A 12,605-nucleotide genomic window follows, 5' to 3' on the forward strand; every position below is an offset into this window, starting at 1 on the left:
AATCGTCGCTTCCATCGCTTGATTCAAGCCTCGCTTTTCGCCATCCGCGCAAACGCGGACAACACGCGCGCACAGGTCAGCGACTCGCGCCAGAAGCGCTCCTTGAGCCGCCCCGTCGGCACCCATTGCCACGGCAGCACCACTTGCGCGTTGCCCCACGCCGGACGCCAGCGCTGCGCGACCGCGCGGCGTCGGAACAGGCTCAGCGTGGGAATGTCGAGATTGGCCGCGAGATGGCCCACGCCCGAATCGTTGCCGATGAACCAGCCGCTTTCGTAAAGCCAGCGCGCGAGGCCGTCGAGATTCTCGAAGGTATGCACCGCGAAACGGCCGAGCAGCGGCCCGATCCAGCGATTGAGTTCGTCGGGCGACATCACGAACGCCACCTCGTAGCCCTGACGTTCGAGACGGCGCGCGAGCCGCAGAAAACGGCGCGGCAGCCAGCGCTTGTCGGCGGTGCTCGCTTCAGGATGGATCACCACGCGGCGCGGGTGGCGGCGATGCTGCAAGCCGGGCGGCGGCACGATGTCGTTGTGCGTGCTGACGTCGGGCACGCCGAATTCGCGGCTGCAAAACTCCGCGAAGCGCTGCGCCATCGGGCGATTCTGCGCGTCCTCCGTGATCGCTTCGACGTAGTGCACGTGCGGATGCAGCGCGTCGATGTCGGGCACCGGCTGATGCGAATGCATCTGCAGCACCACGTCCCACGCTTCGAGCACCGCGCCGAGTTGCTTCTGATCCGGCAGCGGACGGATATCGACATCGGGAAACCAGTCGCGCAGCGCATGCGCGGCGCGCCCGAACACCGCGACCACGATCCCGTGCCGCTGCAGATTGCGCACGATCACCATCAGCAGCAGCGTGTCGCCCAGCGCGTTCGACGCCATGACCGCCACGCGGCGGCCGGTATCCGGCACGGCCTTCATGCGAGCCCCTCCCGCAACTGCTCGAAGGCTTTCGCCACGCGCGCGACCGAGAGCGTGTATTTCCAGTAGCGTTCGCGCAGGCGTCCGGTCGGCAGGAAGCGGCCGACCACCACGCGTCCCGCGCCCCAGCCCGGCTGCCACGTACGCGCGAGACCGCGCCGCATGAACAGCGAAAGCGTGGGCACCTGGAGGTTCGAGGCGAGATGGCCGATGCCCGAATCGTTGCCGATAAACCAGCCCGATTCGTAGAGAAAAGCGGCGACGGTATCGACCGAGCCGAGCTTCGGCAACTCGATGCCGTATGCCTCGACATAGGCCCACGCCTCGCGTTCTTCGGGCGCGACGATGAATTGCGGACTGAAACCGAGCTTGCGCAGCCGCATCGCGAGCCGCACGAAGCGCGAGGGCAGCCAGCATTTGTCGCGCGTGCTCGCGGTCGGATGAATCGCGACGCGATTGGCGTACTTGCGATGCTGCAAATGCGCGGGCGCGACCATGCCATTGCTCTTGCCCGCCGTAGCCAGGCCGAGTTCGTCGCGGCTGAACTGCATGAGGCGCTCGGCCATCGATTTCGGCGAACGCGCGCGGCAGGTCGAATCGAGCAGCACGACGTCGGGATGACGCAGCGCCTGCGCATCGAGCGGCCGGTCGGGATGCATCTGGATCACGCGATCGAACGACGCCAGCGCGTCGGGCGCGGTCTCGCGCGTGAGCGCGGGCCGGATATCGACATCGGGGAACCACGCCGCGAGTTCGCTCGCATGCGTGCCGAACACAGTGGCGGACACGCCGCTCGCCTGCAGATTGCGCACGACGATCATCGTCAGAAGGGAGTCGCCGAGCGCCGGAGACAGGACCACGGCCACGCGGGAGGCCGGCTGCAAAACTCGCATCGCAATTCCAGTCGGAACGGCACCGGCGGCGCTGGACTGGCGGCCGTCGCACTCCGCCCCGCAGAGTTAGACAAGAACGGGCGCGAGCTTAGCCTGCCGAAATATTCGATCGGTTACATGAAAGTTACGAGGGATAACGCTGTAAGGATTGGGTTTTCACGCATGGCGTCGGCCGCATGGCATGCGCCGCTTGACGGCGCAACCTTGCGCGCGGGGCCGCGCCGCGATGACGCGACACGCCGCGAAACCTGCATGTAGCTTACTGAAATATGCATTAAGAAAAACCACGCCGCGCGTAACCTGGCCGCGCGCGCGATGGTCTATCGTGGCGCCATCGAATCAAGCAGGCTGCCCGCGATGTCCACTTCCTTTATCTCGATCCGTGAACACGCCACGTCATGCGCCACCTCGTGCACGACATCGCGCGCCACGCAAACGGCGGGAGCGCGCACGCATGGCTGAGGACATCACGGCGGTCCTGCGCAAGATCAGTTCGGCCGATCTGAGCGCGGACGGCGAATTCCTGCTGATCCACGACGGCAACGCCACGGCCGCGCTGCACCGTTCGGTGTTCAACGACCTGCTCGTCGCGCTGCCCAATGCGATGGAGAAAATCCAGCGCATCGAGAAGACGCCCGCGCCTTCGTTCACCGTCATGCACGCGCGCGGCTGCGAGATCGGCCGGCTCGACGGCACGCGCCATCTCGTGATCCGCTTCCGGCTGTCGATGACGGCCGGTCTGTCGTTCGCGGTGCCGTGCGAGCAGATTCCCGGCATCGTCGAAGCGCTCGAAAGCGCGGCCGACCACGAAGCCGCGTTGTCCCGCTCGACGTGGCTGCAATGAGCCGGCCACAACGCGGCACGCGATAGCCGGCCCCGTCGGCCGTCTGCCATGACCCGGGGCACGGGCCGGCGCGCGAGCGCCGCGCGCGTGCGCCGGATCCTCCTCACTTCCCTCGTTATCTCGCCCGCCTTGATCCGTGACGTAATGCGCGGCTTTCGCCTGAAGCCCCTGATTTCCCTGCTGATCGCCGTGCCTGGATTCGCGCCGCCCCATGCGTTCGCGCAACTCTCGGACGCCGCGGCGCAGCCCGCGTCGCTCGGCGACAACTGGGCCTTGCGCGTCGATCCGCAATTGCAGGAGCACCCGCTGCAAGGCGGCCAGAAAGGCGCGACCGCCGCGCTCGGCGATACGATGACGAGCACCGCCGACACCGACCTCGCGCTGCACGGCAACGCCGAATTGCGGCGCTACGAATCGGTCGTGAAAGGCGACGCGCTCCATTATTTCGAGGACACCGACACCGCCGACGCGTACGGCCACGTCGACATCACGCAAAGCGGCGTGAGCTTTTTCGGCCCGTACGCGCACATGCTGGTGGAAGCGCAGCAAGGCTATATCAGCACGCCGCGCTATCGCTTCGTGGTGAATGGCGGCTGGGGCTCGGCGACGCGCGCCGACCTCGTCGACAACGAACGCGCCGTGCTGCACAACGGCACCTATACGACCTGCCAGTGCAGCGGCGAACCGGCCTGGTATCTGCGCGCCTCGCAGTTCGACATGGACAGCGGCACCGATACCGGCGTCGCGCACAACGCCGTGCTGGTGTTTCAGGGGCTGCCGATCTTCGCGAGCCCGTGGCTTTCGTTTCCGCTGTCGAGCGACCGCCGCAGCGGCATCCTGCCGCCCACGTTCTCGTTCAGCTCGACGGGCGGTTTCGACCTGTCGGTGCCGATCTATTTCAATCTCGCGCCGAATTACGATCTCACGCTCACGCCGCGCATCATCAGCCGGCGCGGCGATCTGATGACGGCCGATTATCACTATCTGGGCAGCGATTACAGCGGCGAATTCTCCGCGCTGTTTCTACCGCACGACGCGTTGACGAACACGCAGCGCTACGACATCGCGATCAAGCACGACTGGAATATCGGCTCGGGATTTTCGGCGTATGTGAATTACAACCGCGTCTCGGATGCGAACGTCACGACCGACCTGACTTCGTCGGGCCAGTATCTGCTCGGCTCGACCACGCTCTACGATCAGGAAGCGGGGCTGCGTTACGCGAACGGCCCGTGGTCCGTGCTGCTGCGCGAGCAGCACTGGCAGCAGTATTCGGGCGACACGATCTATAACCGCGAGCCGCAGCTCAACGTGAAGTACGCGCGCTACAACGTGGACGGTCTCGACTTCGGCGCGGAAGCCGACGCCTCGCGCTTCACGATGTCGAGCGGCGACGTCGCGCAGGGCAATCGCTTCGTGTTCAATCCCTACGTCGCGCTGCCCATCGTGCGGCCGTCGTGGTACATCACGCCGAAGGTGCAGTGGCACTTCGCGAGCTACGATCTTTCGTCGCTCGGCTCCGATCCGATCGCCGGACAGCCGCGTAATTTCTCGGTCAACGTGCCGACGGTCAGCCTCGATTCGGGCATGACCTTCGAGCGCAGCGTGACGCTGTTCGGCCGCTCGTATATCCAGACGCTCGAACCGCGCCTGTTCTACGTCTACACGCCGTACCGCAACCAGAATTTCGCGCCGCTCTTCGACACTGCCGAAAGCGATTTCGGTCTCGCGGAAATCTTTACGACGAACAGCTTCGTCGGCAACGACCGGATCGCCGACGCCAATCGCATTACCGCAGCCATCACGACGCGTTTCATCGATGCGCAAACGGGCTCGGAAGCCGCGCGTTTCGTGCTCGCGCAGCAATACAACTTCACCACGCCGCGCGTGACGCTGCTCGCCGACGGTTCGACCACCGACCTCACGCGCACGGGCGTGATCGAAGGCAGCTCGCTCAATATCGGCAGCGCGTTCAAGGCCGAACAGGCGATCGAATATAACGAGGCGAAGTCCTATCTCTCGCACACGAGCACGGGCTTTTCGTGGGCGCCCGCGCCGGGTCAGGTCATCAACATGGCGTATCGCTACACGCGCGCCGATGCGTCCGTGGATAACGAGCCGGTCAGCCAGTTCATCATCTCGGGACAGTGGCCGCTCACGCGCCACCTCTCCAGCGTCGCGCGCGTGAATTACGACATGCATCTGCATCGTCTGATCGCCGGTCTGCTGGGCTTTCAGTACAGCGCGGATTGCTGGTCGCTCGGCATCGCGTTCGAGAAGTACACCAACGAAACCAGTTCGACGACCGTGCCGAGCACCGGCAGCCGCGTGCTGATGCAGCTCGAACTGCGCGGTCTTTCGAAGGTCGATAACGGCATGCTGAATCAGTTCAAGGACAGCGTACCGGGCTACACGCCGGTCTCGAACAACATCACGCCGCTGTCCCGATTCACGGACTACCAGTAAGCGCCTTTACTGGTAGAACACGTAGGTCGCGAGATACGGCGAGCTGCCCGATTCGTGCTCGCTCGTGCACGGCGCGGGCGGCTTCGCGCCGCCGACCGTGTTGATGCGCTGCACGTAGCGCACCGACGCGAGCAGACCGGCCGCGCCGGTCGAATGCGTTTGCAGCAGCAGTTGCGGCACGCTGCCCGGCGTCGCGCTCGGTTGCTGCGCCATCACCTTGCCTTCGATACGGCTGCCGTCCGGCGCGGCCCACGACGGTCCCGCCGAATGCTCGATCACCGCCGCGCCATGCGCGTCGTAAAGCTTCGCGTGCGGCTGCTGGAAGACCCAGCCGAGTGTGTGATCCGCACCGTATTCGCAGGTGTAGATCTGCACGCCCGATGCCGTGGTGCTCAACACCTGCTGCGCATTGGGCGCGTCGATGGACTGCGCGTGCGCGGCGCCCGCAGCGAGCATCCCCATCGCGCCTGCAACACCGATTGCCCGCGTGACGCGTGACAGACGAATCATGCCGATACTCCTCCTCGTGGTCAGAGCGCACAGTGTGCGCCTTAAATGCAGAACACGCAGGCGCGTTGCGCTATTCCCCCAGTTCCTGCTCCACGGGCGGAATACAGAAACGAAACAGCGTGCCGTTCGCGCCCGTGCGCACGAGTTCGATCTCGCCGCCATGCGCTTCGACGATCGACTTGCAGATCGACAGCCCCATGCCCATGCCCGACTTCTTCGAGGTCACCAGCGAATCGAACACGGTCGCGCTCAAATCGCCCGGAATGCCCGGCCCCGTGTCGGCCACCGTCACGCGCAAGGTGCCACTCGCATCGACCAAGGTGTCGATATCGATCAGACGTGGCCGCGCAGTTACGCCGCGCAGCGCTTCGAGCGCATTCATGACAAGATTGATCACCACCTGCTGGATCAGCGTGCGATCGGCCACGACGTCGAGGCGCGTGTCGAAATTGCCGCGCACGACAATCTGATAATCGGCCAATTGATCGCTGAGCAGACGCAGCACTTCGCGAATCGCATCGTTGATATCGGTGAGTTCCGATTTCGGATGCGACTGCTTGACCATCGCACGCACGCTCGCAACGATATCCACCGCGCGCTGCGTATCGAGCGCGATCTGTTCGAGCATCGAATTGGCTTCGTCGATATCGGGCGATTCGCGATTCAACCAGCGTATCGCCGCGCGCGAACACGCACTCACCGCGCTGATCGGCTGACTGATTTCGTGCACGATATACGCGGCCAATTCGCCGATCACCGACAAACGTCCCGCGCGCTCAAGCTTGCCCTGCGCCTCGCGCAAATGCCGCTCCGCCGCCACGCGCTTCTGATGCTCGGACTCCACCTTGTGATAGAGCTTGGCATTCTCCAATGAGATCGCGGCCTGCGAGGACAGCATCTCCAGAATGCGCAAACGCGCCGATGTAAAGACATCGGCAATCAGGCGATTCTCCAGATACAGCAGCCCCGACAGCGAGCCTTGTTTGACGAGCGGCACGCACATCGCCGAGCGCGGACGCACCGCGAGAATATAGGCGTCGCGGCCGAAATTGGCATCGTCGATCGCGTTGCCGAGCACGACCGGTTCGCAGGTGCGCTGCGTCCAGTACGCAATCGACATGGGAATGCGTTCGGCGCTCGCGCGCTCGCGTTCGATTTCGACCGTCACCGCGCCATCGTCATACGTCGCGCGCGCGACAATATCGAGTTGACCGTCTTCGATCAGGCACAGCGTCGCGCGATCGGCGCCCGCATATTGCAGCGCCGTGTCGAGCAGCACGTTGATGAGCCTCGCCAGCGACATTTCACTCGACAAGGCCTGCGTCGCCTTCAAGACGACCTGCGTATCGAACGCACGCACATTCGCGCCCTGCGCGGCGGTCCAGTCGAATTGTTTCGGCGCGGCGCTCGCGAGTCCCATGGTCGGAAATTCGCTTTCGAGCGCGCGCAATCTGGTGTCCGCGCCGAGGCACGCATACGCGCTCCACGCCTGATGCAGATAACCCTGCGACGCCGCATGCCAGTGCTGCTGCGCCGAAAAGCGCGCCGCGAGTTCGCGCGCAAGCGCCTGCAATTGCAGCATGCGCGCGAGATCGGCGAGACGGATGGCCTCTTCGTAATCGCTCTGCGCGAAGCGCGGATCATCGCCGGTCGACGCCAGCTCCGCGCGCACGAGCGCGGCGCGGCCGAGAAAATTCTCGGGGCTGTGCGCGGACCAGCGCTCGAGCGTCGCCAGGCGCGCACGCGCCGCCTGCAAATGCGCTTCACGCTCGCTGCCTTGCGCGCGGCGGCTCAGCGCCACGCGCAGCAGCGCGCTATAAAACACGAACTCCGGCATTTCGAGGAACGAGCGCGACGCCCATGCCGTGGCGTCCGCAGCCTGTTCCGCCTGCAATGCGACCGGCCAGTCCGCAAACAGATACGCGACCTGCAAGCGATACGTCCAGAACGAAAACGCGGCGATATCGCGGTGCACGCGGCCCGTGAGGCAATCGTCGAGCACGTGCTCGAAATCGCGGCTCGGCGCGCCCAGACCGATATCGATCGGCACACCGCGCAACGCCTGCACCACCCAGGCCTGCGCGATAAACGCATCGATCACCAGCGCGAAGCCCGCCTGGCGCGCGAGCGGCAAGCCTTCTTCCACCACCTTCTGCACATCGGAAAGCGGTGCGCCGCAAAACAGATAATTGGTGACGAGATGCCGCCGCGAATAGATCAGATACGTGACGTCGCCCAGCCGCGCCGTGAGCGCAATCGACGCTTCGATATGCTCGCGTGCGCGCGAGGCGGACCCTGTCCACGGCAGGCTCATCGCGCCGTAGCACATCTGCACGCGGCCCTGGAATTTCGTCAGCGCGCGTTCGGCGGGCAGGCGCATCGCGAGTTCCGCGAAGCGGCGCACCGTGTCGTAATCGCCATAGCGTTCGCCGACGATCTGGCTCAGGCCGACGTAGGCGTAACACGACGCGTCGCAATGGCCGTGTTCGAGACTCAGCGTGCTCATACGCAGCATCATCAGATCGGCGAGACGCTGACTGAGAAATTTCGCGGCGGGCGCGAGATCGGTGAGCACGTCCATGGCGATATAAATGCGCCGGTCGCTCATCAACGGCGACGCCGCCAGTTCGTCGACGCTGCGATTGCCGTCGAGCGCCTTGAAACGCGCGAATTCGCGATCGATATCGGCGTCGGTCGGCGTGCGCGCGAGCACGATGCCCGCTTCGTCGCGCACGTATTGCAGGCCGATATCGAGCGCCGTCGCCGACTCGTCGATCGTCACGTGCATCGCCACGCGCAAGCGCGCGAGTTCCGCGCGGTGATCGAGCGGCAGCAGCGCGCTGGGCACGGCGGCGAGGCGGCGCGCCGCCGCCGCGACTTCCATGCACAGAAACTCGCACTCGCCGAGCCGCAGCGCGATCAGCGCGTCGAGCGGCGCGCCCGCCGCACTGCCCTGCGCGAAGCTTTGCGCCACGGCCAGATACGCCATCGCCGACGCATACGCCGTCGCGCCAATCGCACGCTGCGCGGCGTCGAGATTCACGCGCGCAAAGCGCTCGCGCTCCTCGGGAGACGCGACGAGCCGCGCCGCGAGATTCAACTGGTTCGCCACCACGAACAAACTGCTCGACGACGCGCGATAACTCGCGCAATCCAGCAAACGGCGACCCATGGCCAGATGGCCCGCTTCGCGCGCGTCGAGACTCATGCCGTAATAGACGGCGTCGCGAATGCGGTCGTGCGCGAAGGTGTACAGGTCTTCGTCGAGGATGATCAGCGCCGCGTCCATCGCCGGCCGCAACGACGCTTCGAGTTGCGCGGGATCGCTGCCCACGGCATCTGCGAGCATGTTCAGCGGCACCGGCTTCGCGATCAGCGCAACGGAGCGCAGCACGTCCTGCGTCGACGGCGCGAGTGCGTCGATCTTTTCCGTGAGCAGTTCCATCAGGCTCGACGAACTCGCGCGCTCGGCAATGCCCGCCACGCTCGAATGCCATTCGCCGCGCGCTTCGTCGAATTCGAGCACGCTGTCGTCGACGAGCGAGCGCACGAACTGAATCGCGAACAGCGGATTGCCGCCCGTATAAGCGCCGATCAGATCGACGGATTCGCGCAGTTGCTGCACGCGCCCGATCAGCATCGCTTCGATCAGTTGTTCGAGGTCGTGGCTCGACAACGGTTCGAGCACGAGCCGATGCGCATGCGCGCCGTCGCGCAGCACGTGCACGAGCCGGTTATCCGCGCGAATCTCGTTGTCGCGCAGCGCGGCGATAAACAGCACGCGTTCGCTGCCCGGTTTGCCGATCAGGTGCGTGAGCACTTCGAGCGTGTCGCGATCGGCCCATTGCAGGTCGTCGAGAAACAGCACGAGCGCCTTGCCCGGCTCGGTGAACGCGCTCATCAGTTTCGACATCGCGTCGAGAAAGCGCGGCTTTTCTGCGTGCGCCGAGACCGCGCGCTGGTGTTCGAACTGACCGAGCACGCGCGCGAGTTCCGGAAAGACGGCCGTGACGATCGAGGCGTCACCGGCGAGCGCGTCGCGCAGACGGCGCTGCACGCGCTCGAATTCGGCGGGCGCATAACCGAGCACGTGGCGCAGCAGCGAATGCAAGGCGCGCGCGATGCTCGCGTAGGGCGCCGCGCCGTCGGCCTGCTCGCACTTGCCCGCGGCGAACTCGTGGCCCGCACCCCCAAGGCGCTTGCGCACGTGCTGCACCAGCGCCGTCTTGCCGATGCCCGCCGGCCCTTCGACGAGCATCAGCGGCGGCCCGCCGTCGAGCGCGGCATGGCGTGCGGCCGCGAGCAACTGGTCGATTTCGACGTGGCGGCCATAGAGCGAATCGGGCGCACCCAGCGAAGGCCGCAGCTTCAGTTGCCGCGTGAAAGCATGGACGTGCGCGTGCGTATGCGCCGTGCCTTCGGCGGCGTCGAGCAGATCTTTCGCCAGATGCGCGGCTGACTGATAACGTTGCGCGGGCTCCTTCTCCAGCAGCCGCCGCACGATCGCCTTGAGTTTCTCCGGCACGCGCGCGTGCGTCTGCGCCGACTGCCCGCCTTCGAACGGCCGCCGCGTGAGGTGCGCGTGCATCGCCCCGGAAGCCGTGAGATTCGGAAACGGCACCTCGCCGGTCAGCATGCGGTGAAAGAGGCAGCCCAGCGAATAGAGATCGGAGCGTGCGTCCACGGCGCGGTCGATGCGCCCCGTCGCTTCCGGGGCCGCGTAATCGATCACGGTTTCGAGCACGTCTTTATCGATTTCCGGCGCACTCTCCTGGCCGGAAAAACCGGTGAGCCAGGCGCGCTCGCCCGCTGCGTCGAGCATGAAACTCGCGGGCTGCAACGCGCCATGCACGAGTCCGGCGAGATGCGCGAGACCCAGCGATTGCGTCATGCTCACCGCGTGGCGAATGAAGGCATCGACGGGCATCGCGACGTCGCCCGGTTCGGCGCGCGTCTCGTCGAAAATCTCGCCGAGCATCCGGCCGCCCGGATCGTGCAGCAGCAACGCCGGCGCCTGATTGTGGACGACGAATTGAATCGGATGGAGCGCGAACTCGGGATCGAGGCGCGCGCGAATGCCGTATTCATGGCGCAGGCGACCCAGCGCGGCGACAGGATCAACAGCCGAAGGCACCGCCGCCAGCACCGATTCTCCCGCCGTGACGATGCGATACAGCCGCGCCGCGCCGTCCTGAATCAGGACCAATCGTGCACGGGACCAGTCCGCGGCGGATTCGGGAATGACATTGACCATGGATCCTCTGCGCCTTTTGCCGGGTCACGCCCGGGCCGTCTTCTGATTCGTCGCGCCGTGCATCGCGCAAAGGCGTATCTTACCCGTGGCTTACGCGCCACGCGTCATCCCGCCCATCGAATCAAGGCCCGCGAGTTCGCGCGCAATCGGCCAGTTTTAAGCGCAGATTAATGGCCTCGTGTATCTGGAATATGTCGACATCGGCAATAAAAAACGCGGCCGAGCCATGACTGGCCGACCGCGTCGTGAGCCGGCTGCGCCACCAAAGTGGCGCACCGCGCTGCCCGGAGGCTTACGCTTCCAGTTGTTCGAGCACCTTGCCCTTGGTTTCGATGCCGAGGAAATGCACCGCGATCGCCGCGAGAAACGGCACGGCCGCGAGGATATAGAACGCCACGTCGAGATTGCCGCCGATCATCGTCTTCGACACGATGGTGGGCGCGAAGATCGCCGCGATCTTGAGCCATGCGCCGCCCACGCCGCAACCGAGCGCGCGGATGCTGGTGGGATACAGTTCCGGCGTGTACACGTAAGCCGTGATGAAGCCGCTCGCGAGCAGGCCGAGCGCCAGCGCGCAGAACGTCGCCACCACGTACACCGACATCGCGTGGCAGATCCCGGCCAGCGCCAGCGAAATGCCGCACAGCACGAACGAGACGTTGATGATCGGCTTGCGGCCCACCTTGTCCACCAGCAGCGCACAGGTGAGCGAACCCAGCACGCCGAGCACCGAAGCAGCCACCGCGAGATTGAGCGCCAGTTGCAGCGGCGCGTGGTAGACGGTGCGATAGATCGTCGGCAGCCACGTCGACAGACCGTACTGAATGAAGCCGCAGGTCATCCACAGCATCGCCACCGCGATCGTGCGGTTGCGGTACGCCGGACCGAACAGGTCTTTCACGCTGCGCTTCGGATGACGCTTCGCGAGTGCGTCGAATTCCGCCGCGTTCGTGACCGGTTCGAGCGGGCCCTTCACGGTGCGCTCGAAGGCGCTCACGGCCTGGTCGGCGTCCTGCAGACGTTCGCGTTCGGCGAGCCAGCGCGGCGATTCCGGCACGAGCTTGCGCAGCACGAAAAACAGAATCAAGGGCATGCCGCCGATGAAGTACATCGCCTGCCAGCCGAAGCGCGGCACGATCCACGCGCCCAGCGCATTCGACGCGAGCAGACCGATCGGGAACACGATCTCGTAGAGCAGCACGAAACGCCCGCGGCCATGCGCGCGGCTAACCTCGTTGATATACGTCGCCGCCACGGGCAGTTCGCCGCCCAGCCCGAAGCCCTGAATCACGCGCAGCGCGGCGAATACCGCGAAGCTCGGCGCAAAACCGCAGGCAATGCTGGTCACGCCGATGATGCCCGAACTCCAGGCAATCGCGCGCACGCGGCCGTGACGCTCCGCGAGCCACGGAAACAGGAACGCGCCGAACAACTGCCCGACCGAACCCGAGGCGATCAGAAAGCCGATTTCCCACGGCGTGAGGTGCCACTTCTGAATCAGGATCGGCAGCGTCGCGGCGATGGCGATCACGTCGAAACCGTCGAAGAACGTGGCGAGGCCGATCAGGATCCGCGCGCGCACCTGCATGGCGTTGGCCGGCATGCGTTCGAGCCGCGCGATGATCGAACCGCGCGTGATGGACTCGCCGACCGCGGTGCCGCCGCGATGGCCGAGGGTAGTGTCGAGGGTTCTCATGCCTGTGATCCCATCC

7 protein-coding genes are annotated in these 12,605 nt (G+C 65.4%); 2 read left to right on the forward strand and 5 right to left on the reverse strand.

Features of this window, described 5'->3' with window-relative positions; all coding sequences use genetic code 11:
• Positions 1-23: 23 nt before the first annotated feature.
• Entirely contained in the window at positions 24-926 is a 903-nt protein-coding gene (locus G5S35_RS32865) for a glycosyltransferase family 9 protein (protein ID WP_074986591.1), read from the reverse strand.
• Positions 923-1,819 carry a glycosyltransferase family 9 protein gene (locus G5S35_RS32870; protein ID WP_110326530.1) on the reverse strand — a complete coding sequence of 299 codons (897 nt, stop codon included), beginning with the start codon at positions 1,817-1,819 and terminating at the stop codon, positions 923-925. Before G5S35_RS32870 ends, G5S35_RS32865 begins: the two co-directional genes overlap by 4 nt.
• Before the next feature lie 454 nt (positions 1,820-2,273).
• Between G5S35_RS32870 and G5S35_RS32875 the strand changes: the two genes are divergently transcribed.
• Positions 2,274-2,663 (forward strand): hypothetical protein, encoded by a 390-nt coding sequence (locus G5S35_RS32875; RefSeq protein ID WP_065057815.1) that lies wholly within the window; start codon positions 2,274-2,276, stop codon positions 2,661-2,663.
• Between the two features lie 144 nt (positions 2,664-2,807).
• The gene (locus G5S35_RS32880) at positions 2,808-5,129 is read left to right on the forward strand and encodes an LPS-assembly protein LptD (protein ID WP_183040554.1); all 2,322 of its coding nucleotides are present in this window, start codon (positions 2,808-2,810) and stop codon (positions 5,127-5,129) included.
• 6 nt (positions 5,130-5,135) lie between these two features.
• On the opposite strand, the gene G5S35_RS32885 is transcribed toward G5S35_RS32880, so the two are convergent.
• The 3 genes from G5S35_RS32885 to G5S35_RS32895 form a co-directional block, all read right to left on the reverse strand.
• The gene (locus G5S35_RS32885) at positions 5,136-5,639 is read right to left on the reverse strand and encodes a DUF3455 domain-containing protein (RefSeq protein ID WP_065057814.1); all 504 of its coding nucleotides are present in this window, start codon (positions 5,637-5,639) and stop codon (positions 5,136-5,138) included.
• Between the two features lie 70 nt (positions 5,640-5,709).
• On the reverse strand, positions 5,710-10,893 hold the full coding sequence (locus G5S35_RS32890) for a trifunctional serine/threonine-protein kinase/ATP-binding protein/sensor histidine kinase (protein ID WP_183040555.1): 5,184 nt from the start codon (positions 10,891-10,893) through the stop codon (positions 5,710-5,712).
• A gap of 292 nt (positions 10,894-11,185) precedes the next feature.
• Positions 11,186-12,589, reverse strand: a complete 1,404-nt coding sequence (locus G5S35_RS32895) for an MFS transporter (protein WP_065057812.1) — start codon at positions 12,587-12,589, stop codon at positions 11,186-11,188.
• Between the last annotated feature and the right edge of the window lie 16 nt (positions 12,590-12,605).

This window comes from Paraburkholderia tropica, assembly GCF_014171495.1.
Lineage (GTDB): Bacteria > Pseudomonadota > Gammaproteobacteria > Burkholderiales > Burkholderiaceae > Paraburkholderia > Paraburkholderia tropica.